Source organism: Sporanaerobacter sp. PP17-6a, from assembly GCF_900095615.1.
GTDB lineage: Bacteria > Bacillota > Clostridia > Tissierellales > Acidilutibacteraceae > Acidilutibacter > Acidilutibacter cellobiosedens.
In genome coordinates this window covers 51,971-78,788 of the sequence record NZ_FMIF01000027.1, presented here as the reverse complement: position 1 = coordinate 78,788, position 26,818 = coordinate 51,971, and the positions used below count along the sequence as shown (strand labels likewise).

The window sequence follows — 26,818 nt, the reverse complement described above, 5'->3', positions numbered from 1 at the left end:
AAATAATAGTATATCACCTTTTATTAATGCATTTTATATATTTATATCCATCATCTGCCGATATAACCGTGATACTTCCGTTATCTGCTCTAAACCTATAAAAATATTCCACATTATCGAATACCCAGCATAAAGCACATCTTATTACTCCTTCATGGGTAATAACGAGTACATTTTTATTTTCCGATATAATATTTTCTAAAAAATCCTTAGTTCTTTCGTATATATCTTTAAGGCTTTCCCCACCGGGTATCCTATAGTTTATATAATCCTTTGTCCACAGAGAAACCTCTTCAGGATATATCTTTTTTATTTCCTCATAAGTTTTTCCGCCGAATATGGAAAAATTTATTTCTTTGATTCTATCATCATGTATTCCCTTTACTCCCAAAATTTTCGAAGTTTCCATTGTTCTCTTCAATGGACTTATATATACTTTTCCGAAGGACATATTATTTACCGAATTTTTAATATTCAATACCTCGGTTTTTCCCTTTTCGGATAAATGTATATCAGAACTTCCGTATACTTTCTTTCTGTTTTCTTCAGTACTTCCATGGCGAACAAATATTATATCCATAATCACACTCCCAAATCAGAAAAAGAACAGAGACATTATATATACATAAAGGACAGTAACGATACTATTTCTGTAATTTCAATACCTGCCCCATATACATCTCCTGTAAAGCCTCCAATAACTCTATATGTTTTTAAAGCCAACAGAAAAGCTGCAAATATGGAAATCCCCAAAGGAATCAAATACAAGGGATTTACTAAAAAGGTAATTAAAACATATATAATCCCACCTATAAAGGCATATTTTTTAGGATTACTTTTTTTAAACATATCTCCCAATCCCCCGGGTCTCGCTATTTTGCCGAAGGACATGAATATGACCGCTATAAGCCTTCCGTTCCCACAGGAAAATACCAATGCCGGCAATACGTTTTCTTTCATATTGGATATAATAACATACTTTAAAAGTATGTCCAAAACTATAGCCACCACTCCGTAAGTTCCCGCTCTGCTGTCCTTCATTATTTCAAGTATTCTTTCTCTTGTCCTCGCAGAAAAAAATCCGTCAAAGGTATCCCCTAAGCCGTCTAAGTGAAGGCCTCCGGTAAGTATAACCAAGGTCAATACAGCCAAAAAAGATGCTATATCCATATTTACCCAAGAAACCAAACAATAGACAAGCCCTGCTCCCGTACCTATAATCATCCCTACAAATGGGAAAAAAAGAGTGCTCCGAGATAAATTTTTATCGTTAAAATCAACAGAAATGTTTATGGGAAGTCGAGATAAAAACTGAATTGCCAATATAAAACCCTTCATCATTTCAGTTTCACCGGTATTCCACAGCATACCAAATAGACTTCATCGGAAACCGAAGCTATCCTTTGATTTATTCTACCCTGAATATCTCTAAAAACTCTTTCTATATGACTTTCTGGAACTAAAGAATCTCCCACTTCATTAGTGACCATTATTAAATTGTAATTTCTTCTTCTTATTTCATCTATAAGACATTTTAATTCGTTAAAAACGGTATTCTCTACCTGCCCTTGAAGCTGAAAAGAAATAAACTCTTCATCTTTAGTAATGTCAAACATCCTATTCGATAATAATACGGTAACACAATCCAATATGTAATTTTTTTCTTCTCCCACTGCTTTTTTTAAATCATAATTTCCCTCGTAGGTTCTCCAGGAAAGAGGCCTGCTCTGTCGGTGAAGAATAACTCTTTCTTCCATTTCTTTGTCATAAATTTTTGACGTGGCTATATATACCACATCTTCTTTATTTTCATATAGGGATTCTGAAAAGGAACTTTTCCCACTCCTTGCTCCTCCTGTCACCAAAATTATCATAGTCATCACCTTATATCTATTAATACATCTTTATCCAAAGTTGATTCTTCAAATGTTGCCATATGGTCCATAACGTATAATGCAGCTTCTATTACCTGAAATACCAGAGGACATCCGGAACCTTCTCCCAGTCTCATTTCCAAATCAAGCATAGGTTTAAGACCTATTTCCTTCATCATATATATTGCTCCAGGTTCTTTTGACAGATGGGACGGGAAAATATACTCTTTGGCTAAAGAATTCAGCCGTACCGCACAAAGAGCTGCCGCAGAAGAAATTAATCCGTCTATAACTATAGGTTTTCTGTTTTTGGCCGCCGACAAAAAACATCCGCACATCCCCGCGATATCAAAACCTCCTACCTTTGATATAACATCTATAGGATCGTTTTTATCCGGCTTATTTATTTCTATTGCTTTTTCCACAGCCTCTTTCTTATGCTCAAACTGTTCGTCGGTAAGCCCAGCCCCTTTTCCACAAGTAGCATCGGGATTAAGTCCTGAAAAAATACTTAATACTGCTCCGCTGGTAGTCGTATTTCCTATTCCCATTTCTCCTGTTCCTAAAATATCATATCCTTTTTTGCACGAAGAATCCGCTACTTCAATTCCCGCTTCTATAGCTCTTATCGCCTCATCACGAGTCATAGCCGGTCCTTTTGTAATATTTTTTGTACCATAATTTATCTTTTTATTTAATACTCCCTTTAAAGTTATATCTCCGTTGACTCCGATATCAACTGTAGTTACATCTGTCCCTGTAAGCTTGGACAATACTGAAACACCTGTATATCCTTTAATTAAATTTTCTGTAAGTATCTTGGTAAAGTATTGAGGACATGCGCTTACTCCTTCCTCCACTACTCCATTGTCAGCGCACATTACTATTATATTTCTTTTATCAATTTTATTGTGTATATTTCCTGTAATTCCTGCCATTTTAATTACTATCTCTTCCAATACCCCCAGGCTTCCTATAGGCTTAGTGAGATTATCAAGCCTTTCCTTTGCTTTTTTCTTTGCATCTTCGTCTGCAGGTTTTATAGATGCCAATGTATTCTTCAATAATTCCATTGTATATCTCTTCCCTTCGTCAATTTTCAGATCTCCATTAAATTATAAATCTATGAAAATGTTTCGTCAAATACAGATATCATTAATATACAATTTATGATACGCTTTATAACAAAATGAAAAATACCTAAGCCCATCTTCTTAAGTGCATTTCAAACATTTTTTACATTGCTTTTTTTAAAAAAAGAAAAGTCTAAGGATTTTATTTCCTTTGGACTTCCGGAACCTCTATCTTTTAAAAATTATTCTTCAATAAAATTCATTAATTCTTTATTAAATAAGTCTTTTTGATCATAAAATGATCCGTGACCGCTATAATTAAACGGTATAAGTTTAGAATTTTTAATGTATTTTTCCTGTACTTCGCCTAGTTGAAATGGGACAACCTTATCATGGATACCATGAATAATTAATGTCGGAACATTTATTTTCCCTAAATCACTAAATAATTGCTCATTTATCCAGGTATTTGCAATAGCAGCAGTCGACCATCCTGCTGCTTGTAATCCTAATTGTAGAAACCAATAGGAAAATGGTTGAGTTATATATTGAAAGAAAAATATATCACCAAAATTACTAAGCATTTTAGGTCGGTCCGTATATGTTCCTTCAATTATTTGATTTACTACTTCAACGTCTATTCCATAAGGAAAGTTAGGAAGCTTTATTAAACTAGGAGCTGCCGCTGCAAATAAAGCAAGTTTAGATACTCCATATCCATTGTGCCTAGACATATACCTAATAGCTATTGCCCCGCCTGTTGAATGGCCTGCAAGTATAAAATCTTGTAATCTAAGTGTTTCAACTATACACTTAACATCATCGGCCAATCGATTATAATCATATCCTCTCCACGGTTTATCTGACTTGCCAAATCCTCTTTGATCTATTCCTATACATCTGTATCCCCATTTGGGAAGTTGATCAAATTGATATTCAAATAACTCATGACTTCCAGGCCATCCATGTAAAAAAACTATTGTTTTCTTACCCTCTGGATTAAGATCTTCTACAAAAATTTTTACATCTGATTCTACATTAACATAATATCCCACCAATATTCCCCCCTATAATTAAATATCTATCTGTACATTGGAATATTATTCTATTAACTATATATTTATGAATATTTAAACTGATTTTTTAGAGGTACTTTTATTATGACATCATCTTCTAAAATGCTTATCTCCAATTTAGCATTATTAAACTTCATATACAATATAATCTTTCGTTATCTTCTAAGTTTCTGATGGGTGAAAAAAATATGAATAGAAAAACAAGTTGAATAAAGTATCGTTATGTTTGGGGACTGTCGAAAAATAGATAGATAATCAAAAATGAAGATGGTTTCGTTAGTCATCTCCATTTTTGGTCTGCCCAGCACGGGTGGCAGCTTTTAAAATATTCCCCTAAATCCTGCAACTAACACTATAACCGCAAATATCATTCTATATATTGCAAATATTCTCATAGGTTTTCTCTTTAAATATGAAATAAACTTATCGACCACTATCAATGCTACTATAAAGGAAACTATAAATCCAACAGCAAGGGAAATTATTTCGGAAAATGCAAGAGCAGATATTCCTCCAATTTTTATAATTTTTAAAAGACTCATTCCAAGCATAACAGGAATTGCTAAAAAGAAGGAAAATTCTGCGGCTTGAACAGTAGAAAGCCCTGATACCCATCCTCCTATAATAGTTGAAGCTGACCGTGACATACCCGGAATTATGGCTAAGCACTGAAATATCCCGATAATCCATGCCTGCCTTGTTGTAACATTTAACCCCTTTTTTGTTGAATTTCTGCTTCTGAATTTATTTTCAGCATATATCATCCATATGCCGCCTAAAAATAAAGCTATAGCTACAGTGACCGTATTAAATAAATACTTATCGGATAAATCATCTAATAACAGTTGGCAAATGCCTCCGGGAATACAAGCGATGAATATCATAAACCAAAATCTAAACCCCGAGTTTTTATATCCGACTTTTTGAGGGAAAAAATTTATAAGTGTATCTTTTATCTTTTTCCAATAGAGTACAACAATAGATAATATTGCTCCAAGCTGTATTACATATGTATACATCTCAACATAATTGGGACTGATACCTTTAAACTTCATTAAATGTTCGAAAATAATCATATGCCCTGTTGAAGATATAGGCAAAAATTCTGTTATTCCTTCCACAATTCCCAATATTATAGATTTTATTATTAAAAATATTGTATCCATTATTTATCACCTCTCCTTAAAATATATTAATTGTTTAAACCTTTTATTAAAAATATACTTTCTGTAAATCCATACCTTTAATTTATCATATATAATCATAATCCTACAAACACTTTTCCTAATTAACAGACCATTAATTTCTATTATATTAGAGTGAAATTATTTTTTTATAATATTATTTTATGATATACTAAGTTAAAATCGACCAAAAAGGAGAACATGTTATGGCATTTAAGTTAATTCTTTTATGTTGTTTAGCGTATTTTTTTATGAGTATATGTGTTTTTGCGGCTACCTTTGATTTTATACATATTATGATGGCTTGGAATTTATTTTTAGCTTTCCTTCCTCTGCTTTTCGCAAAACTCTCTGAAAAAAATTTTAAAAAGTTTAAAAAACTAAAAGTAACAGCGTTTAGGTTATTGTGGCTGTTCTTCTTTCCCAATGCCTTATACTTGATAACGGATTTTATTCATATCAATAAAATAAAATTTTATTCAAAGGAAAATTCCTATGCACCTTTTTTCTATTCTTCCGATATAATAGCCTGGATAAAGCTTGTGCATATAGGGCTTGGAGTATTTTTAGGAACTTTAATAGGGCTGCTTTCTTTATATATAATACATCAATCCCTTCTGAGAAGAAAAAGCAAAACAGCTGCTAATATTATAATGGTAATTATTTGCCTATTGAGTGGATATGCTATTTATATAGGAAGATTTCTACGATTAAATTCTTGGGATATTTTAAGGCCTCTTTCACTATTATCAAAACTCATAAACAATATAACCCCATTTTCTATTAAATTTTCCTTATTATTTGCCGGATACATTTTAGCTGTTTATTTCATCTTCTATGTGTTTTTTCATAACAAAACATCAGATGACAATATTTATCCGTAACTCAGGCTTTTATTCTCAGTTCTCTATAACGGTTTATTGCTCCGCATAGTTCATGTTTTCTGGGTAATGCTAAATTCCCCGGATGCCCTGTATAAGGTGAAATACTGTCCAATCCCGAATTTTCTATTTGTTTGAACAGTTTATCCGCCGCCTCGGAAATCGATATATTATCATCAAATACTCGTTTCCCCAAAAAATCAATCATTGCAGCAATACAATTTGTCTGGCTCTCATCTGTAAGCTGTTCCAAACTTGACAGATCAATAGCTGATCTTCCATATAAAATAGTGTAATGTCCTTTAGGTTTAATTCTTCCTTCCTTCCCACTTTTGATAAATGCTGATTTAAGAGGAACCCGAGATGTAATGCTCCCGAAATTATTCTCTTCTGCCTTCTCTCTTTCATATCCAACGGTATTTGCAATATTCTTAGCTGTTACAGTAACATCCTTCGGAACATATTCATCCATCATAATAACCTGATCAGCTACATCAAAATAATCACCTGATCCTCCTACAATCAATATGGTAGAAACTTCATATTCTTTATATAGAGGTCTCACTTTGTCAATAAAAGGAGTAATGGGTTCCTTATCTTTTGAAACCAATTTCTGCATTCTTCCATCTCTTATCATAAAATTAGTCGCCGAAGTGTCCTCATCTATCAATAAAAGTTTGGTACCTGCTTCCAAGGCTTCCATAACATTAGTTGCCTGAGAAGTGCTTCCACTGGCATTGTCTGTAGAAAATTTAACTGTATCCTTATTATTGGGAAGGTTATTGATAAAGGGGCTGATATTGACCTTTTCAACACTGCGGCCATCTTCAGCACGTATTTTCACCGCATCTTTTCTGGTAATAACAAATTCCCTTCCGTCACCTGATATGTGGTTGTAAACTCCCATTTCAAGGGCTTTCAGCAATGTGGATTTCCCATGATATCCTCCTCCTACAATTAAAGTTATTCCCCGGGGAATTCCCATTCCTTTTATCAACCCATGATTTGGCAATAAAAATTCAATCTCAAAACTATCAGGACTTTTAAATGGAATTGCTCCTTTAAGTAAAGGTCTATCCGATATACCGCTTTCTCTCGGTAAGACAGAACCGTTGGCAATAAATGCAATCAGCCCTTTTTTATCTAATTGCCTTCTAATATATTCCTGATCTAAAATTAAATCTACCTGTTTTTTCATAGTCTTTTGATCAATATTCTTATAGAGAACTCCATCTTCCACAATCTGAGGAAGAATATCAGAAAAAATATGATTGGCCGCCTTACCTAAGACTCTTCTTCCGTTGGCAGGCAATCCAATTTCAAACCTCACTTCAATGTGATTCTTGTTTATCAATACCGACGTTCTTTCAAGCATCTCCTGTCCGCAACGGTCAATAGTTAAAAGACCGCTTTTCCCTGTTCCTCTTTCTCCTTTATTGAAACGATAAATACTGTCTGAAAAAGCTCGTGTTAAAAAATCTGAGGAGGCTATTATTTTATCCTTGGTATCTAACAATTCATCAGGAAAATTAGCTTCTTTCCGAGATATAATGATACGGCATTTAGACGGAGGGGCAAAGGGATCTGCCTGGACATGGTCAATAGAAAGTATGTATTTCCCAAAGTCATATTCTCCCTTTATTTCTTTATAAGCGGAATATCCTCTTCCATCTATTGAAAACAATAATTTTTGAAGTTCACCATAGTTTTTCAAATTTCGTTCCTCCTTTTGACTTCTGCAATTCGTTTAAATAATGAAATCCGATTATTATCATCTTTTAATTAAAACGAAATAAATATTAAAAATACTGCAAAAAATATAATTATTTAATCAAATTATACTCTGAACAGATAAAATCTACTTCATTTTTGTTCTCAAATCATATTTATAACATATGGCCTTTTCAACTTGTTTAAATCCCTCTTGGAGATATAAAGCCCTTGCTCTTTCATTTTCTGCATTTACACAAAGTATTGTCCTGTTATAAGCCCTTTCCTTTGCAAAATTCAGCGAAGCTCTTAAGAGAATTCTTCCCAAGCCTTTTCCCTGATATTCCGGTATAACGGCAAGAGGGCCTATATTCATGATTGGTAAATCTTCATATTCATCCGCACTTCCCCTGACTATACCTACGGGTTTATCCTTATGATATAGTATCATCATCCCACCTTCTATATTGTCATCACTTGAAATCATCTTTGTAACCGTTTCCGAATTAATGGGCGCCTCGCTTCCCTGAAGTTTTGCAAATCCTGCATTTCTGACATCACACCAAGTTTTTTCATCTTTCCCAGGTTGAAATGGTCTGATTTCATAATCTTGAGGCAAATTGAGTTCCGGTATTTTCATATCATCTCTCACCAGAATGAAGGAATATCTCTCTATGGCAAAATTTAATCTTTCAATAAATCCGATTAATTTTTTATTTACTGCCGGGACAAACAAAGAAACCTTGTCTAATCCCTTTGTATGATTTAAAATAGCTTTCATAAGCATATTATAAATTGAAATATCTTCAATTTCCGAATGAAATATTCTGAAACGTGCCTTTTTATCTCTTCTGGCATAATCATCAACAATAAGTGAGATAGCTGCTATCAGCTTTCCCTGATAATCGGTAACGATATAAGTGGGATTTTCCTCTCCAATCTTAAAATCTTTTAAATCTTCATCGTATAAAAAAGAATCATCGATCTCCATTCTGTGCTTCTTACAGTACATTATAAAATCTTCCGTTTTTTCATCTTTTAAAGCTTCAATTTTCATCTATTCTCACCTCTTATTTCAGTACAATTTATTGTCACTCATATCACCAAATATTTTTAGTTTCTTAAGTATTTACGTACAATCACTTCTTTTTCCAATTCCTTATGAACCGAAAACCCTTGGGAAAGGTACATCGAGAGAGGGCCATGATAGTTTTCCTCATCGGAAGCACATTCCCGCTGAGGATAGGCTTCTGCAATTAAAAAACCCTGCTTTTCTAATTCCCCACATGCTTGGGACAATAGTTTCTTAGCTATGCCTTTATTTCGATACTGCTGAGCTATTGTAAAACACACAATAGCACCAATATTTTCTTCATTACCTATCACTTGAGGATAGAATACTTTCAATCCGGGAAGTTTGGATTTATCATCAAAATGACACCATCCCACAGGTTTGCCATCTGCATATGCCAACAGGCCCTTCATCTTATCAGACAAAATCATCTTCCTTGCAATTTCCCTGTTTTCTTCCGCCGTCTGATTTTCCCATTCTTCAATATTGTTTGCATGAAAAAAACAGCAATAACATCCGCATCCCCATTCAGGGTGATCTGGGAATGCAATGTGTTCAAAAAACCGAAAGAAATCATCCACTAATTCAGGTGTAAGTTTTTTAATTTCAATATTCATGACATGCCCCTCCTTTAATTATCTTATTTTCCGTTCTTAATTTAATGTATATTTTATTATATCATAAAGTAAAAGCTACCACACTCGGAAACGGTATGATAGCTTTCTAAAAAATTATTGTGCATTTACTACATTTACAATATCCATCTTACTGATTTTCTTCACCGGCCCAATGACAGATAAGAAAGTAGCCAAAAACGTAACGCCAATAATAAAGACAAGGACAACAAATGGAGGCTGCCATTTAAGTCCCCAGTGGGAAGTAATCATAGAATGAAAAATAAATCTGTGCAAGGGCATACCCAAAATACAACCTGTTAGACATCCGCAGACCGCATAAGTAACGGCTTCCGTTGTCACCATACGGTGAAGCTGTTTGCCTGACATTCCTACTGCCCGCATCATTCCATACTGATTCATCCTGCTGGAAACACTGACATTCATGCTGTTGATAATGTTAAATACCGTGATGGACCCGATAATCACTAAAAATCCATAAATAAAGATTGCGTAGGTATAAAAAGCAGTTTTGGCTTCTTTATTACCTTGTCGCCTGTCGGAAAATCTCATTTGGGATGTGGTCATGTTTCTTATCTGAGAAACTGTTTCGTCACTTGCATCCTTTTTCATTTGCATATCAATAATAGTGTAACCCCGTTTTCCGGTCAATTTTTTAAATGTCTTTTCGGAACAAATTACGGTTTGAGTTCCCGGAGCACTGTCAAATGGGCTTGACGATAGTATCCCGGCAATTTCAACATTTTTTTCTCCTGATGGAAACTCCAAATCAATTCTATCGCCTTTTTTCCATTTAAGGTCATCGGAATATACGATCAGGACTTTATCCTCTTCTTTTACTACCTCATCAACGCTTCCTTCTGTAAGCTGTTTTTTCGCCCATTCAAACTGGTTTTTCTCATATGAAATTAAATTGATTTTTCCATCCCCTTGTGTACTTGTAGCCGGTATATCATAAGCAAACATACGGCCATAAGCACGGTTTACTCCCGGGTTATTTTTAATCTGTTCAAAAAGATCTTCACTTAAGGAAGTGGTATTATCTCCACTGATAACTGAAATATCAGGAGCATATGGTTTCAAAGGCTGTATTGCCTGATGCATAAAATCCACCGTTACATGAAAGGTTAAAAATAGGATGATACTCATAGCAAAAGAACCGGTCATTAACAAGATATTTTTTTTGCTGACAAAAGCATGATGAATACCCATGGCAATTTCCACCCGTTTATGCATAGTTTTTACCGCTCTTTTGGATTGAAGTACATTGCTTTGTCCGACATTACCGGTTACCGCACTGAGAGGAGATACTTTTGCTGCCCTTTTACAGGGAGAAAGAGAGGCTAAAATAACTGTTAAGAACCCAACCACCACTCCTGAAATCAAGCTAATCCAGCTGATACCGAATAGGGGCATATCGCCGAAAAATGCAGGATTGACATATTTTAAAAAAGCACAAGATCCCCAAAGAATAAGAGTTCCCAACAACAAACCTATTGGAATACCATTTAAGCTGAAATGAATTCCTTCCGTAAGAACAAATTTTTTAACCTGTTTTTTAGATGCTCCAAGGCAGCGCAACAGTCCAAAAAACTGAATACGTTCAAGAACACTCATATTAAAGCTGCTTGCAATCATCAATACTCCTGCAGTCAGCACCATCACGAAAAATACTGCAGCCGTTCTATAAAGATACATCACATAGCTGTTACGGCTTTGTCCGGTCAATCCAAGAAGTACAGCATTTTCAGAAACCTGATCCTCTGAAAGATGATAGTTATCTTTAATTTCATCAATAGCCTTTCTCATATTGGCACCATGTTTAAACTGGATATAGTAACGAGCTATGAAATTTTTGTCCGCAATAGCCCTGATTCCACTTTCAGAGAGAACCAATCCATAAGTATCAGCTTTAAGTAACATACTCATGTCTTTAAAGGAACCAACAATCTTATATTCCTTCTGTTCACCGTTTGGAAGTGTAACCGTAGCCGTATCACCGACAGAAATATTTTTTTGCTTCATTGCCAGATTATTCAGCAAGGCTTCATTCGATTTTTGGGGATAAAAACCATCCTGCAAAACAAGAGTCATTTCCGGGGCAAGAGCTTCATTCATCCCAACAAAGGCAAGGGGTTTATCCCGTAAAATGCCATTGCTGCCCTGTAGAACCCATCCGGAAACTGCTACGTCTACCCTATTGCCGATTAACTTTGCTTTTTCCTCATCAATATTCTTAATAATAAGATGCCAATTTCCCTGGGAATTGATCTGATATATAGTTTGGGCACGGACTGCCATATCCGCTAAGCCGAAAATAGCCGTAACCAGACATACGGCAATCGCAATACACCATACCGTAATTCTATTTTTCTTCTTATGAACTCTTCCGTATTGCCCAATCAAATCTAAATAACTTTTCATTCAGCCCTACCTCCCAAATCAGTCAGTATGCCGTCGGAAATCTGCAATACACGGTCAGCCATAGAAGCAATATTCTTATTGTGGGTAATCATAAGAATTGTCTGCTGATATCGTCTGGAGGCAGCTTTCAAAAGAGTAACAACATCATTGCTGTTTTTGCTGTCAAGGTTTCCCGTCGGTTCATCAGCAAGAATCAACATTGGATGGGTAATCAATGCTCTCCCGATAGCAACCCTTTGCTGCTGACCGCCCGAAAGCTGCCGCGGAAGATAATTTTTTCTATCCCGCAATCCCAATACCTCTAAAATCTCTTCTACATATTTCCGATTTGGTTTTTGATAGTCAAGAAGCAGAGGGAAAATAATATTCTGTTCTACATTAAGTTCCGGGATTAAATTATAAGATTGAAATATGAACCCAATGTTTCGGCGGCGAAAAATCGTCAGTTTTTCCTCTCCCATGGAAAAAATATCCTTACCATCAATAAAAACTTTACCGGATGTAGGAGTATCCAATGCACCAATCGCATTTAAAAGGGTACTTTTTCCGGATCCCGATTCTCCGACCACAGCAACAAATTCACCCTTGGAAACAGAAAAGGACATGTCTTTCAGTGCTTCAACTTTTGTATCTCCCTTTCCATATGTTTTACAAAGATTTTTCACTTCTAACAGTTCCATTTTTTATTCCACCTTTCTTTACGGTTAGACTATCACATTAACCTTACTCTCAGGTGAATTTTATCTTACATATTTGTAAGCTTCAAAAAATCCAGTGTAAAGATGCTGCCCTCCCCTAATGTGCTTTCCACAGTAATAGTACCGTTATGAGCTTCCACGATGGATTTTGCCAAAGACAGTCCTAACCCGATCCCTTGTGTATCCTGAGAAAACCGGCTTCTGTAAAAACGTTTAAAGATATGGTGGATGTCCTCGGGATGAATGCCCGCACCATTATCTTTTATTATAATTCTTGTAATGGCCGGCGTTTCTTCCCATGTGATTTTAACTTCCCCTCCTCTTTCCATATGATCCAGGGAATTCTTAACAAGGTTTCCGATGGCTTCCGTTATCCAAACCTCATCACAATAGAGGGCGACATTATTTGATCCATTTAATGTGATATTTTTATGTTCCTGTTCCCTGCGTGTTTCAAAATCAGATATAATCTTTTCCATGAGTACCCGAATATTTTTTTCTTTTTTATTCATTATGATCGTTCCCGAATCAAATTTTGCAATCTTTAAGAGGTTCTGAATTAAAATTTCCATACGAGTCAATGCCTTTTCTATATTGCCTGTAAATTTCTCTACTGTTTCTTCATTTCCGCTTTCTTCCTGAATGATTTCATTGTACATTCTTAGGGCGGTCAGTGGTGTTTTCAGTTGATGAGAAATGTCTGAAATAGTTTCCTTTAAGAACTCCTTTGTATATTTTTCTCTTTCAATATGAGCATTTAATGAGGTTGCCATTTCATTGACAGAAGCAAAGAGTTTAGACAGGCTACCTTCTTCATAGCCATTGATTTGTATAACGGTGTTACCGTTCATAAAGCTGTTAATAGAATCATTTGCTTTCTCAATATCATTTTGCTGACGTCTGAAATACAGAAAAAAAGCAGTTAAAATAAGTATACTGACTATAACTACAAGCATTGCTAAAATTAAACGATATCTTAGTAGGAGTATATTTACATCGGGAAAAAGCCGATTACTGATTCCTACTTCATATCCCAATTTTTTTAAAAATTCTTGCCCTAATGAAAGCTCCTGTTCCGTCTTTTGGGTTGCAAAAATAGTTGAAACATCAGAAGGGCTAACTCCATGTTTCAACATATACCCTGCGATCTCATAATTATTAGTAAGGAGCTGAGCTTTAAAATCATGAATAATTACCTGGGAAAAAATTAGTCCAGACAGTAAAGCAATTATTAAGGCAATGGAAATTTTCCAAAAAAAATAACGAATATCTTTATTTACAAATAATTTCATATATTATTTCCCCCTATCACATTCCACTTATAGCCAATACCACGTATGGTAAGAAGTAAGCGGGGATGATTTGGATCTTCCTCTATTTTGCTGCGCAGCCTGCGGATATAAACGGAAAGGGTATTATTATCTACAAAATCCCCGTTATCGTCCCACAGTTTGCTGAGTATCTTTTCCCGCGTTAAAACGATATTTGGATTTTTCATCAGCAGACAAAGGAGCTTGTATTCTACCGCAGTTAATTCCAGAATCCGCCCATTTTTTATAACCCGGTTGTTTAATAGTTCAATTCTGATACCATTGGAATTCAACTTATAAGTCTCTTCTTGAAAAGTATTTGTCCTGCGGAGCAGAGCTTTTATACGGGAAATCAATTCGTTAAGTTTGAAAGGCTTGGTAATATAATCGTCCCCGCCCATATCAAGTCCCATGACCACATTCACTTCTTCATCGGAAGCGGTAAGAAATATAATCGGTACTACGGATGACTGCCTCACCCTTTTACAAATATCAAAGCCGGTCCCATCAGGTAATGTCAGATCTAAAATCAGCAGGTCATATTTACGATTTTCATATAGAGTAAGGGCTTCTTCAACAGTTCTTGCCACATGAACATGAAACCCGTTTTTTTGTATGGAATATTCTAAACCGTCAATTAAATTTAAGTCATCCTCAACCAATAATATATTATTCATTTCCATACCCCCTCCTAAATAATGGTATTTATAAATACATTTATAGCTAACTCTCTTATATATTATAAAAAAATAGAAATTTCCACGTTTTTTGATTTTCATTTTATACTTAACTTTAACTTAATATAAATAATCTGAGATTTCTTTTATTATATCATAAGACAAAGCTGCCATATTAAAAATCATATGGCAGCTTTCAATAAATCTATTTTTAGCAATTTCTTCCCCAGTGACGGTCCATAGAGATCAGTTTAATGAACTCCTCAAAAAATTTAGTCATATCCTGTGTATTTTTAACTTTCACAACTCCGAGTTGCGTTTCCAATTCTCCTTCAATTTTGCTTTGAGACGGAGATAAAAAGGAAACATCTGTCGAACCAAGAAAATCTACGCCTTCATCGGAAGCTGCAATGCTTTTGGCATGATGAAATGCTTCATTAATAAAATTTCGTGTGCAAAAATGTTTCGACAATTCTGTGATGCTATCCCTTCCTCCAGGTATATAAACTGCATCATAGAAAACAGCATCAGCAGTAGTAAAATCCTTTGTTGCTTCCAGTTGATTTCCGTCTTTTCCGGTTACCATACCAAGATGAGAACTTATTAACTCCGATGACACTCCTGCACTATTTAGGGCATCCATCATCTGCATAACGGATTTAGTACAAAACCCGTTTTCAATAAAAATGGCTACCTTTCTCGTCATGGCAGTTTTTATTGTGTTCTCCTGACTAAGGGCCGGTGAAACAGCACCTACTTTATTTTCATCTGTATTAGCCGGCGCATTTACCCCGATTCTATGAGCAACCTGTTCCGCAAGGTCAGGTGCAACATTCCCGAACATATCTACTACCCGTTGTTTAATATTTTTATCCTTGACGCTTCCCACTTCATAATGAAATGCATCGACAATATGTTCTTTTTCGGGAATTGACATGCTATTCCAAAACATCGTGGCTTGACTGTAAAAATCACGGAAGCTCTCACTTCGTCCTCGAATTTTACGGCCATCTATTTTTTCCGTATAATGAGTAAATCCGCCTTCTTCCTCAGTAACCGGCATCGGAGTATTCTGCGCAAGGGTATTGGGAAAATAGCTTGTAACTCCCGGATTAATGGTCATACGGTGCATTCCGTCACGTTGGTTGTTATGGATAGGCACTATAGGACGGTTTATCGGAATTTCGTGAAAATTTGGTCCGCCAAGGCGTGTCAACTGAGTATCTTCATAGGAAAATAACCTTCCCTGCAACAACGGATCATTACTGAAATCAATCCCTGGTACAATATTTGCAGGACAAAATGCTACCTGTTCCGTTTCCGCAAAAAAATTATCCACATTTCTGTTAAGGGTCATCTTCCCAATAATTTTTACCGGTACCATCTCTTCAGGCCAAAGTTTAGTCGGATCAAGAATGTCAAAGTCAAAATTGAATTCCTGATCCTCCTCGATCATTTGAACTCCAAATTCATATTCCGGATACTGTCCCTGCTCAATTGCATTCCAAAGATCCCGACGATGAAAATCAGGATCTTTGCCACAAAGCTTTTGTGCTTCGTCCCGTAGCAAGGAATGGACACCAAGCAACGGTTTCCAATGAAATTTCACAAATCGGCTTTTCCCCTGAGCATTGACAAAGCGGAATGTATTGACTCCGAACCCTTCCATCATACGAAAGCTGCGAGGAATAGCCCGATCCGACATCAGCCACATCACCATATGAGCTGTTTCAGGCGTACTCACCACAAAATCCCAAAACGTATCATGAGCTGAAGTCGCTTGTGGTATTTCATTATTGGGTTCAGGCTTAACCGCATGAATAACATCTGGAAATTTAATTGCATCCTGAATAAAAAAAACAGGAATATTGTTACCTACAATATCGAAATTACCTTCCTCAGTATAAAATTTAGTCGCAAATCCCCGTACATCACGCACTGTATCTGCAGAACCACGGGATCCGACCACTGTAGAAAACCTAACGAAAACCGGAGTCTTAATATTTGGGTCCTGCAAAAATTTTGCTTTTGTATATTCTGTCATTGATTCATAAACCTGAAAAAAACCATGGGCTCCAAACCCTCTGGCATGTACCACCCGTTCGGGGATACGTTCATGATCAAAGTGTGTAATCTTTTCACGAAAGTGAAAATCTTCAAGTAATGTAGGTCCTCGCAAGCCAGCTTTAAGTGAATCATCAGTATTGGAAATTTTCAATCCCATATTTGTAGTCATTTTTTGGTCTTTGTTATCTACTTGGTGTTTTTCCATTTGTTTCATTTTTTCAATATCTTCTTTCACATTACCCCTTCTTTCATAAAAATTACAACAATAGTATTCCATTGCTATCATGTTTTATACAAAATTGGTCAATAAATGCAATTAATGAAGAGGATATATTGCGGGTAATATTTAACATCAGTAGCTCATTCCCAGGGATTTGAGTACATCTCCCAATAGAAGCATAATACTAGGTACTTCTACACCGCTTACCTCCAAGATAGATATGGTCAATCCTAAAATAAACAATAGAAGAAATGCAATTATGTCATGTCCTAAATGCTTCCGAATTAATGGTACTAAATCTATCAGCACAATCAGCGTAAAACCGATCAATACCAGAACCATTACTATACCTCCTTTCCTCTAGGTAGCTTCCTCAGTTTAGCTATAACAAAAGTTAAAAGCGGCATCAAAATTTCAAAAAACGTCCAGAGAATAGGTGTAATTTCCTTAGCAGATGCGGCATGGTGTAAAGGAGATGGATACAGCGTGAAACTGTAAGCAGTAATCAGTGCACCTGCTGTCAATATGAGATGCCGATATGATTTGGTCTTCATGATCTGCGCAACGGTAATCACCGATACATAATACAAAAATGTAATTTTAAAAAACAGTAACATAATCAGCATAATCGCAAATAATATCTCCACGCGGCTGAGGGCCTCTCCCAGGTTAACCAAACGCAGCGTTACCAGTGTTGGCAGTGTAAATATAGGAAGTGTATTGCCCAGTACTGCGATGTCGCGTGATATTACTACCAGCACAGTAATCCAGCCTAATGTAAAACCTCCGAAAAGGTATTTCGTAGTATCACGACGAGTTAGTCTCACGTTTGGTGTGATCATTAAAAGTGTTACCAACTCACCAAATGGTATTGTACTAATGATATGGGTACCCTGTACATATTTGATAGCCGGAAGGTCGAACATGGGCAGAAAATTCTGCAGGTTGATTTGGTTAAGTACCAGCAGGACAGAAGCAATCAATATAGAAAAAGCAACAAACACAAACAAAGCACTATACTGGGTAATTAATCTGATTCCATATTTTACGGCCCAAGCCATTACCAGCATGCACGTGACTATCAAAACCACATCTGGTGTTCTTTTCATTAGAGTAAGTTTTGAAAAGCTTCCCATATCACTTAAATTCAATGCGGTTAGTGTAATAAAAAACCATGCATAAGATATTCCAATGGTTTTACCCACAACCGGGCCATATACTTCTTCCAAAATTTGTATCAAATTATAATCGGGAAACATAACCATCAAAGTCCTGTACAGCCATATAAGTGGAAGACAAACCACAACACCAAACAGCACTGCCAACCACGAATCTTGTTTCGTAATTTCGGAAAGAAAAGCTGTCAACAGTGATGAGGATTGAATGAAACAAGTTACCGTGAACATGAACTGAACACCTGAAATCTGTGTCCTATCAATTCTCATATTCTATTCCCCCTTCATTCCCAAAGGCTGTGTGATTTGACCAGTCACTGGAATATGCGCCTTGACCTGAACATTTAATTCGATATCAGAAAATATTTCATCCCAGGAATCCTTCATGCTTTTCCACTCTTTAGGATATTTACGATATACAGACGTTCCAAACCCATAAATGTCCGCATTTAGTCTGCGTGCTGTTTCAAAACTGTTCATTATTTTCCGTTTTATTTCTTCTTGAGCTATCTTGACAAGATAAGGCATTAATTCTTCTGATGTCGTTTCACTAAAACCGCTGATCTCACCAACGCTAAGAGTAGTATTTACTGACAGCGTTACTCCTATTCCACCGTCATGCCGTATTTTTACATCCCTTTTACAATCCAACTTTATAATCTGAAACACCGCTTTACCCACCTCAGTGCTGGTTACAACGTTACAATGCTTTACATCTCCCATTGCCCATATATATCCTAATGTCTCGTCATTACTTAATCGGTCAATCATTTTGTCTCCCTTAAACACTGCCATACCGGTAATCTTGATTTCCTCCATCTTGCCTTTTTTAGTCACTGTAACTATAGGTACCACAGGTGAAGTGGTTTCTTCCAATAATCGAGATACAAAATCCAGCATTCGTACCTGATAGTATGAGGATACGGAAGACATAGTTCTTATTACACGGGATAGGAACATACCTGAGATCCTGTCCTGACTCAGTTTGGCTGCAAGAGCCTCTTCTCCACGTCCATCAACTACTATCATCAGCACCTCCATGCGTGAATCCTGGTCGCGCATAAATAAATCTATGTGGTCCTTGATTCCTTGTTTAGCCAAAGAGGAACCAAACAGCAAAACCTGATTGTGGTTCAGCATCAGTGTACGACTACTGTCCCTATTGAATTCCATCAATCCTTCCATCATAGTACCGCTTTTGTTTTTTAGTAGTATTATGTAATTCTCCTGAGGTTCTGTATCCCCGGATCTTGAGGATTTCGATTGAGACTTAGCTATTTGTACCGTGATATCCATTTTCTCGGGATCATCGGATTCATCCAATGCCACACCGGTGACAATGAACAGAGTATGAAGTTCGTGTTCATCCCAGCAACCTGATAAAAATATCATCAGCAACAGGGATAATAAAAAAACAGCTAATAAACGAAATCGTCGTGGAATCATTGCCTTTCTCCTTCTGGGTCGTCTTCGTCCTGAGTCTCATAGGGCCTGAGGGGAGGGATAAAGAAATGAGTACGTGTAGTATCTCCCTGTGCAATATCTTTGGGACGTTTGACCATAGTCCAAAGTGGCATGCGGACTACCGAATCCTGTAAATTCCTGTTCCAAGCGAAACCGTCAAAGTATGGTACACCGAAGGACGTCAAAGATCCCAGATGAATCAGCAGCGCTAAAAATCCCATGGAAATGCCGTACCATCCCAAAAACGAGGCCAGTACCATCATAACCACTCGCAAGATAGAACCTGATTCATTTTGCATAGGTACAAGAAATCCAGCTACTGCCGTAATTGCAACAGTAATAACTACGGGTGCACCGACCAATCCAGCTGATACGGCTGCATCCCCCATGATAAGTGCACCTACAATACTTACAGCCTGACCAACCGGACGTGGCAATCGGATTCCGCCTTCTCTCAGTATCTCGAAAGCAAATATCATGATCATCGCTTCAATAAAAACCGGAAATGGCGTCCCTTCCCGTGCATTTGCAATAGTAAAAAGTAACGTGGTAGGAAGCAATTCCTGATGGAAAGCTGTCAATGCAATGTAAATGGAAGGTCCGAATACTGTAATAAAGTAAGCAATGAAGCGCAGTATCCGTGTTATACTGGCATATAACGGACGCATGTAGTAGTCCTCGGCAGTTTGGAAACTTTCAATAAACAACATAGGTGCAGTCAATACAAAAGGTGTTCCATCCACCACGATGGCTGTACGTCCCTCCAATATCCGTGCTGCAACTACATCAGGTTTTTCACTATAACCTACCGTCCCAAATGGAGAAAATGGTGCATCTTCGATATATTCCTCTATGTAGCCCGACTCTAAGATTGAATCCACATCCATATGTTTTATGCGATATTTAACAGCCTCTACCACTTTCATATTAACCACACCACTAAGATACATTAAACACACATTTGTTCTGGTTTTTTGGCCTAAAATCATGTTCTCTACACGTAGTTGTTTATTGGAAATCTTACGTCTAATTAGTGCCGTATTTGTACGCAAATTTTCGGTGAATCCTTCCCGTGGTCCCCGTACTACAGTCTCTGAATTAGGTTCCGTAACGTTACGTTTATCCCAGCCTTTGGTATTAACAATAAGTCCCGACACACAGCCATCAACAAGTAATGCCGTATTACCTGAAAGACAATTTGATATGACATCCGACAATGACTTAACAATCTCTACATCTCCGGCACACAATGCCTCCTGCTCAAGCACACTTATTAGTTCGTCCTCCAAGGGAAAACTATTGTCCTTAAACTGCCAACTTTGTACAGGACGCAGTATTGCATTAGTCAAAGTAGCATTGTCTACCAGTCCATCGATAAACACCAATACTCCTGCTATGCTGCTGTTCGCTCCAAATCGGAACGGATGTATTTTTAAATCACTGCTGTTTCCTAATATAGTTTTCAGACTATCCAGGTTTTCCCGAAGCTGTTTTTTTATTTTGATTGGGCGTTCCTTTATGGTATTCTCAGTATTATTCTGTTGATAATTCCTATAATGATTTAAAAATTTTATTTTTCTCACAAAAAATTCAAAAAACAATAAGTTCACTTCCTCTTATGGAATTTTTCATTTTTTATAGTATAACCAGACTTCTTTATCCCTATGTGCGTATATCAGCAATATATTTATCCGATAATAACATCTATCCGATAAAAATTTTGCAATAAATATTTATTTCCCCTATAATCATATAAAACCTTTCAATATCGTTGTAAACTTTATAACTGTTTTTTACTTATTAAACATGGTACGCTAAAAATAAATAAAGAAGAAGGTATGATTTGTGATGGATAAAAGAAAAGTAAATATTGTTCGTCAAATAATCAATAACAATTGTAAAGAAATTTCTTTATGCCAATTAGCAAACGATTTTTCAGTTTCCGAAAGAACAATCAGAAATGATATCGCAGAAATTAACGAGTTCTTTAATGACCAGGGCATTAACATGATAAGTTTGGATAATAGCGGAACAGTATATTTAAATGGAAATTTAAATAAAGTAAAAGATTCCCTACAAAAAATGAACTTTTATGATTATTCCTTGTCAAAGGAAGAGAGAGTTTTAATTAATATTTGTATATTAATATTGACAAATAGATATGTGACTTATCAAGAAATTGGAGAATTTATGTATGTATCCAAATTTACGGTAATAAAAGATTCCCCTGATGTTAACCTTTTTTTAAAAAAATTTAATTTAATAATTTTTTCTTTATCCAATAAAGGCCTGAAAATTAAAGGTGAAGAAGTAAATATCCGCAAAGTTATCCTTAATATTATTACAGAGAATACCTATCTTGTAAATATGTTGTTATGGCAAAAGGATCTAAAAGAATTTATTGATTATAAAAATACAGATATTAGAGATGAATTAGAAATCATTAATAAAATTATCAGAGAAGTTGAAAATGAAAACAAAGCATATTTTACAGATACTTCTTTAAAAAGATTATCTTATTATTTATACTTTATGATTCATAGGATACTATACGGAAAAACAATCCTTATGGAAAATAAAGAAACAAATTCTCCTATGATAGAAAAAATAGCGGACAGACTGATTGATATGATAGGACAATATTTTAAATTGAATATCAGAGAAACGGAGATTATGTTTCTCCAAAATATATTGGCAAAATTGAATTATATAAAAAAAGAGGTAGATAATTCTGAAATTTTAAAAATTCAAATGCTTACAAGAAAATTTATTGAATCCGTTTCTAAATCATTAGATATCAATTTAAATAATGACTATATTTTCTTTAAAAATTTATCTAATCATTTAGAGAGTTTGTTTAGTGATTCCAATATTAAATATCCCGAATATTTCGGAATCGATGAAACAGTCAGAAATAACAAATTTGTTTTAAACGCAGTAAAAGAAAATTTAAAAATATTGGAAGATTACGCAGAAAGAAAAATAAGTTATATAGATATAGCTTTTATAGTTGTTTATATATGTGCAGCAATTGAGAAGAAAAAAAATGAGGTGAGAAATTTATCCGTAATAATCGTATGTAACAGCGGAACGAGTACTTCTCAATTATTAAAAGAGCAGCTTATTAAATATTTTGATTTTATTGTTATAGAAGTTCTGCCATCTCAACAATTTGAAAGTACAGATTTAGATAATGCCGATTTAATTATTTCAACCATCCTATTGGATGATTACGGAACCGAATATATTCATGTTCCGCCGATATTGTCAATTACCGATATTATAAACATCGATAAAAAATTAGATGATATAAAGATGAATAAGATAAGGAGGCTTAACAAATTAAATGTAAATGATAAAAAAAGGGATGATAAGAATGAAGATATGAAAAAAAGATACAAAAATGATACACATTATAGTAGCTTATCTGATTTGTTACAGATAGATAAAATAAAAACGAATGTCATAGCAGCGGATTGGAGGGATGCAATCAGAAAATCGGCTGAAATATTGGAAGAAAGGGGAGATATCAATCACAGCTATACTCAATCCATGATTGAAAATGTAGAAAAAAACGGACCTTATATTGTCATATCAAAGGGATTTGCATTGCCCCACGGAAGTTACAAAAAAGGAGTCAATAATCTGGCCATGAGCTTAATAAAATTGGACAAGCCTGTAAAATTTGGAGTAAAAGAACTTGACCCTATCGACTTTGTTTGTGCAATGAGTCCTATTGATGATAAGTCGCATTTGAAAGCGTTTTTTACATTAGTCAATCTTCTTGAATTAAAAGAATTTCATATGGAAATTAAAAAAGCAAGAACTGCAGAAGAACTTTTCAATATCATCGTAAATTATGAAAATGCTATTTAATAATATTAGGAGGTATTTATAATGAAACCTGAATTGAAACAAGAATTAGTAAAGTATGCAAAATTATTAGACAAAAAGGGATTTGTAGGCACGTTGGAAGGTAACATTTCAATATATGACCGTGAAGAAGGTTTATTATACATTACGCCGACAACCAAACGAAAAGGATATCTTGAAGAAGAAACAGTAGCTGTTCTCAAAAATGGTGTACAAATAGGAGGAAATTTGAAGAGATCCAGTGAATATCTGCTTCATGAAGCAGCCCTTAAGGCAAGGCCGGATTGTAATGCGGTAGTCCACTCTCATGTGCCCTTTCTTACCGCATACGCTTTTTGCAATAAACCAGTGGAAATTAAGTGTTCAACTACTTTTTTAATAGCAATTAAAAAGATCCCATGTCTCTCCTACGGACAACCGGGAACACCGGATATTTACCATGGAATAGATGATGCTTTGAAAGAATCCAATATTGCTTTGCTTGCCAATCATGGTGTCGTATGTGTAGGAAAAGATATGGAATCCTGTGTTGCATTACTTGAAACTGCAGAAGAGGTCATGAAAACATATTTTATAGCTACAAAGATCGGTACTCCATATAATATATCGGAAGCCGAAATAGAATCATTAAATGTTAAATATCATGGGAATAGAGAGAAGAAATAAATACCGTCGAAGGTTCAAATGTATTAAAACCAACAATATTATCGAGAGGAGAATTATTACTATGAGTAAAAAAATGAAAGCAGCAGTTATGTACGGACCAAATGATATTCGAATTGAAGAGGTAGATAAGCCGGATTGTCCTAAAGGGGGATTTGTTTTAAAAGTTGAGGCAGTAGGATTATGCGGCTCAGACATCAGAAATTTAACAACGGATTCAAGAAATGGGAATTACCCTTATATATACGGCCACGAAATTGTAGGGACAATTGACGAAGTTGATCCTATCGTTGAAAAATATAAAGTCGGAGAAAGAGTATATATATATCCTATGGCCCATTGTCTAAAATGCGAATATTGCAGAAGCGGTCACAGCGAAAACTGTATTGATGCGGAAGATTATACCAAAAGGCCGGGTGGATTTGCCGAATATATTTCCTATACGGCTAAAAGGGTAGAAAGAGGAGCAATTTATCGTGTACCTGATGGAATAAATATTGAAGCGGCTACTTTAGCTGAACCATTATCTTCCGTATATGCATGTCAAGAAAATATAAACATTACCTTAGGAGATACTGTTGTAATTATCGGAGCCGGTCCAATAGGCATATTCCATTCTTTATTAGCCAAACTTCGAGGTGCCGAAAAGGTGATTATGATCGAGATTAATGATAATCGTCTCGAAATGGCCAAGAATTTCAATGTAGATTATACAATTAACAGTAAAAATGAAGATCCTATTGAAGCTGTAAAAAGGATTACAAATGGAAAAGGTGCAGATAAAGTAATATCAGCAAACCCTTCAACAATATCCCAACAGCAGTCGATTTTTATGGTTAAAAAAGGAGGAATAGTTGTATTTTTCGGAGGAGTTAAGAAAGGAGCATTAACAGAGTTAGATACTAATCAAATACATTATCAAAATATTAAGATTTACGGACATTATGCCAGCAACAGTATCCAAGTACAGAAAGCGTTTGAATTATCCATATCCGATAGATTCCCAGCAGAAAAAATAATAACACATATAATGCCCTTAGAAAAAATCAATGATGCCATAAAATTAGCCCAATCGGGACAAGCAATTAAAGTAGTTTTAAAACCGTAGAATATGTTTTTTAGGGAGGATATAAAATGTCAAAAGAAGTAAATATTTTAGTAGCATGCGGAAGCGGTGTTGCAACTTCTACAGTTGCTCAAGAAAAAGTAAAGGTGATTTTAAAAGATGCACATGTACCTGCAAAGATTACAAAATCAACCCTTAGCGAAATCCCAAGTAAACAAAATGATGTCGATTTAATTCTGACAACATCAAAGTACAACAAACCCCTTAACAAACCGGTTATTAGTGTATTCGGTTTGATTTCGGGAATCAATCAAGAAAATATAAAAAAACAGATAGTCGATGAGTGCAATAAAATTTTAGGTAAATAAAAATTTTGAGTAAAATAGGAGGGAGAATATTATGGTAATTATTCAAAAAATACTCGATTTAGGGCCTGTTGTGATGCTGCCTATAATGATATTTCTTTTAGGCCTTTTTTTCAGGATGAAAATAGGAGCGGCTTTAAAAGCGGGATTGCTCGTTGGCATTGGGTTTCAAGGATTAAATTTAGTTGTGAATCTCTTGATGTCAAGTATCTCCCCTGCAACGGAGTATTACAAAGCCATGGGCAAAGGATTCACTACTGTAGATATAGGATTTGCCGCTATCGGCGGGGCTTCCTGGGGAGTCCCATTTGCTGCTATTGCAGTCTTAATTATAGTTGCAATTAACATAATTTTGCTTAGATTAAAAGTAACTAATGTGATGAATATCGATATATGGAACTTTATACATTTTCTAATTCCGGGAGCTCTGGCATATGCTTTATTCGGTAACATACTTTTAGGCTTAGGGGTTACGGTCGTATTTGGTGTTTTGACATTATATGCCGCACAAAAAGTGGCTCCCAGATGGCAAGAATACTTTGGACTGGAGGGGACAACCTGTTCCACATTTTCATTTATCACTTTGACTTATCCGGCATCATTGCTAATAAATAAAATAATTGATTTTATTCCAGGACTAAATAAGGTTGATATCAGTATGGATAAAATAGCTAACAAACTTGGATTTTTCGGAGACCCGGCGGTAGTAGGTCTGTTTGTGGGTATATTTTTAGGAATTTTAACTAAACAACCATGGGCCGTATGTTTAACTATGGCTATAGGAATAGCTGCAGTATTAAATTTACTCCCTAGAATGGTAAGTGTAATGATGGAAGGATTATCTTCCGTAGGAAATTCCGTACAGGAATATATGAAAAGGAAAATGGGGAATGAAACTAAATTAAATATAGGTATGGATATTGCTTTAAGTTTAGGAGATCCGGCTGTAATTACTGTTACTGTACTTTGCATCCCCATTGTAATACTATTTGCATTTATTATTCCAAATATGACTTATTTCCCTGTAGGATTATTGGGAGCCGTTTGTTATGTAATTCCTATGTGTGCAATGGCCAGTGACGGGAATGTATTAAGAACCTTTATTTCTTCAGTAATCAACTTGTTTTTCGTTGTATTATTGTCCAATTATTTTGCCCCTGAAGCAACAGAAATGATGAAAGTTACGGGAGTAAAAGTTTCCGGGATGATCACTGACGGACATTTTGGATTTAATATCGGGAATATAATTATTGGCTTCTTATCAAAGGTCCTACGTTAAAGATTATCTATAATTATAAGTTAAGATAGAAT

24 protein-coding genes are annotated in these 26,818 nt (G+C 35.5%); 6 read left to right on the top strand and 18 right to left on the bottom strand.

The genetic code is table 11. The features are described 5' to 3' along the window. Window positions 1–13: 13 nt before the first annotated feature. The 6 genes from PP176A_RS11505 to PP176A_RS11480 all read right to left on the bottom strand — a co-directional run bounded on the left by PP176A_RS11505 (window position 14) and on the right by PP176A_RS11480 (window position 5,189). Window positions 14–580: a histidine phosphatase family protein gene (locus PP176A_RS11505; RefSeq protein ID WP_071140621.1), complete on the bottom strand. Its 567-nt coding sequence runs from the start codon at window positions 578–580 to the stop codon at window positions 14–16. A 35-nt stretch (window positions 581–615) separates the two neighbouring features. Next, window positions 616–1,341, bottom strand: coding sequence for an adenosylcobinamide-GDP ribazoletransferase (gene cobS / locus PP176A_RS11500; protein WP_071140620.1), 726 nt, complete (start codon window positions 1,339–1,341; stop codon window positions 616–618). Next, window positions 1,338–1,874, bottom strand: a complete 537-nt coding sequence (gene cobU / locus PP176A_RS11495) for a bifunctional adenosylcobinamide kinase/adenosylcobinamide-phosphate guanylyltransferase (RefSeq protein ID WP_083381931.1) — start codon at window positions 1,872–1,874, stop codon at window positions 1,338–1,340. The genes cobS and cobU overlap by 4 nt, the downstream gene beginning before the upstream one ends. A gap of 5 nt (window positions 1,875–1,879) precedes the next feature. Further along, window positions 1,880–2,947: a nicotinate-nucleotide--dimethylbenzimidazole phosphoribosyltransferase gene (gene cobT, locus PP176A_RS11490; protein ID WP_071140618.1), complete on the bottom strand. Its 1,068-nt coding sequence runs from the start codon at window positions 2,945–2,947 to the stop codon at window positions 1,880–1,882. Between the two features lie 242 nt (window positions 2,948–3,189). Further along, window positions 3,190–4,002, bottom strand: coding sequence for an alpha/beta fold hydrolase (locus PP176A_RS11485; RefSeq protein ID WP_071140617.1), 813 nt, complete (start codon window positions 4,000–4,002; stop codon window positions 3,190–3,192). 341 nt (window positions 4,003–4,343) lie between these two features. Beyond that, a complete protein-coding gene (locus tag PP176A_RS11480; protein WP_071140616.1) occupies window positions 4,344–5,189 on the bottom strand; it encodes an undecaprenyl-diphosphate phosphatase in 846 nt (281 codons plus the stop codon). A gap of 224 nt (window positions 5,190–5,413) precedes the next feature. On the opposite strand from PP176A_RS11480, the gene PP176A_RS11475 reads away from it, so the two are divergent. Next, entirely contained in the window at window positions 5,414–6,091 is a 678-nt protein-coding gene (locus PP176A_RS11475) for a DUF1361 domain-containing protein (RefSeq protein ID WP_071140615.1), read from the top strand. 1 nt (window position 6,092) lies between these two features. Here PP176A_RS11475 and PP176A_RS11470 read toward each other — a convergent pair whose 3' ends face one another. The 12 genes from PP176A_RS11470 to PP176A_RS11415 form a co-directional block, all read right to left on the bottom strand. After that, window positions 6,093–7,802: an ABC-ATPase domain-containing protein gene (locus PP176A_RS11470; protein ID WP_071140614.1), complete on the bottom strand. Its 1,710-nt coding sequence runs from the start codon at window positions 7,800–7,802 to the stop codon at window positions 6,093–6,095. Between the two features lie 144 nt (window positions 7,803–7,946). Next, a complete protein-coding gene (locus PP176A_RS11465) occupies window positions 7,947–8,855 on the bottom strand; it encodes a GNAT family N-acetyltransferase (RefSeq protein WP_071140613.1) in 909 nt (302 codons plus the stop codon). A 56-nt stretch (window positions 8,856–8,911) separates the two neighbouring features. Further along, window positions 8,912–9,487, bottom strand: coding sequence for a GNAT family N-acetyltransferase (locus tag PP176A_RS11460; protein WP_071140612.1), 576 nt, complete (start codon window positions 9,485–9,487; stop codon window positions 8,912–8,914). A 114-nt stretch (window positions 9,488–9,601) separates the two neighbouring features. Beyond that, window positions 9,602–11,929: an ABC transporter permease gene (locus PP176A_RS11455; protein WP_071140611.1), complete on the bottom strand. Its 2,328-nt coding sequence runs from the start codon at window positions 11,927–11,929 to the stop codon at window positions 9,602–9,604. Then, window positions 11,926–12,609 carry an ABC transporter ATP-binding protein gene (locus PP176A_RS11450; RefSeq protein WP_071140610.1) on the bottom strand — a complete coding sequence of 228 codons (684 nt, stop codon included), beginning with the start codon at window positions 12,607–12,609 and terminating at the stop codon, window positions 11,926–11,928. The genes PP176A_RS11455 and PP176A_RS11450 overlap by 4 nt, the downstream gene beginning before the upstream one ends. Window positions 12,610–12,674: 65 nt before the next feature. After that, complete coding sequence (locus tag PP176A_RS11445) at window positions 12,675–13,919, bottom strand: sensor histidine kinase (RefSeq protein WP_071140609.1); 1,245 nt, start codon at window positions 13,917–13,919, stop codon at window positions 12,675–12,677. Further along, complete coding sequence (locus tag PP176A_RS11440) at window positions 13,916–14,614, bottom strand: response regulator transcription factor (protein ID WP_071140652.1); 699 nt, start codon at window positions 14,612–14,614, stop codon at window positions 13,916–13,918. The genes PP176A_RS11445 and PP176A_RS11440 overlap by 4 nt, the downstream gene beginning before the upstream one ends. 211 nt (window positions 14,615–14,825) lie before the next feature. Then, window positions 14,826–16,838 (bottom strand): catalase, encoded by a 2,013-nt coding sequence (locus PP176A_RS11435; protein ID WP_255401680.1) that lies wholly within the window; start codon window positions 16,836–16,838, stop codon window positions 14,826–14,828. Between the two features lie 195 nt (window positions 16,839–17,033). After that, window positions 17,034–17,243, bottom strand: coding sequence for a hypothetical protein (locus PP176A_RS11430; protein WP_071140607.1), 210 nt, complete (start codon window positions 17,241–17,243; stop codon window positions 17,034–17,036). Between the two features lie 2 nt (window positions 17,244–17,245). Beyond that, on the bottom strand, window positions 17,246–18,346 hold the full coding sequence (locus PP176A_RS11425) for a GerAB/ArcD/ProY family transporter (protein ID WP_071140606.1): 1,101 nt from the start codon (window positions 18,344–18,346) through the stop codon (window positions 17,246–17,248). Window positions 18,347–18,349: 3 nt separating this feature from the next. Beyond that, window positions 18,350–19,522 (bottom strand): Ger(x)C family spore germination protein, encoded by a 1,173-nt coding sequence (locus PP176A_RS11420; RefSeq protein WP_071140605.1) that lies wholly within the window; start codon window positions 19,520–19,522, stop codon window positions 18,350–18,352. Continuing rightward, window positions 19,519–21,141: a spore germination protein gene (locus PP176A_RS11415; protein ID WP_071140604.1), complete on the bottom strand. Its 1,623-nt coding sequence runs from the start codon at window positions 21,139–21,141 to the stop codon at window positions 19,519–19,521. The genes PP176A_RS11420 and PP176A_RS11415 overlap by 4 nt, the downstream gene beginning before the upstream one ends. Window positions 21,142–21,388: 247 nt before the next feature. Between PP176A_RS11415 and PP176A_RS11410 the strand changes: the two genes are divergently transcribed. The 5 genes from PP176A_RS11410 (at window position 21,389) to PP176A_RS11390 (ending at window position 26,786) form a co-directional block, all read left to right on the top strand. Continuing rightward, a complete protein-coding gene (locus PP176A_RS11410; RefSeq protein WP_161567134.1) occupies window positions 21,389–23,416 on the top strand; it encodes a BglG family transcription antiterminator in 2,028 nt (675 codons plus the stop codon). Window positions 23,417–23,437: 21 nt separating this feature from the next. Next, complete coding sequence (locus PP176A_RS11405; protein ID WP_071140602.1) at window positions 23,438–24,079, top strand: class II aldolase/adducin family protein; 642 nt, start codon at window positions 23,438–23,440, stop codon at window positions 24,077–24,079. Window positions 24,080–24,140: 61 nt separating this feature from the next. After that, complete coding sequence (locus tag PP176A_RS11400; protein WP_200796140.1) at window positions 24,141–25,184, top strand: zinc-binding dehydrogenase; 1,044 nt, start codon at window positions 24,141–24,143, stop codon at window positions 25,182–25,184. A gap of 26 nt (window positions 25,185–25,210) precedes the next feature. Further along, window positions 25,211–25,510: a PTS sugar transporter subunit IIB gene (locus PP176A_RS11395; RefSeq protein ID WP_071140601.1), complete on the top strand. Its 300-nt coding sequence runs from the start codon at window positions 25,211–25,213 to the stop codon at window positions 25,508–25,510. 31 nt (window positions 25,511–25,541) lie between these two features. Next, window positions 25,542–26,786, top strand: a complete 1,245-nt coding sequence (locus PP176A_RS11390; RefSeq protein WP_071140600.1) for a PTS transporter subunit IIC — start codon at window positions 25,542–25,544, stop codon at window positions 26,784–26,786. Window positions 26,787–26,818: the final 32 nt, after the last annotated feature.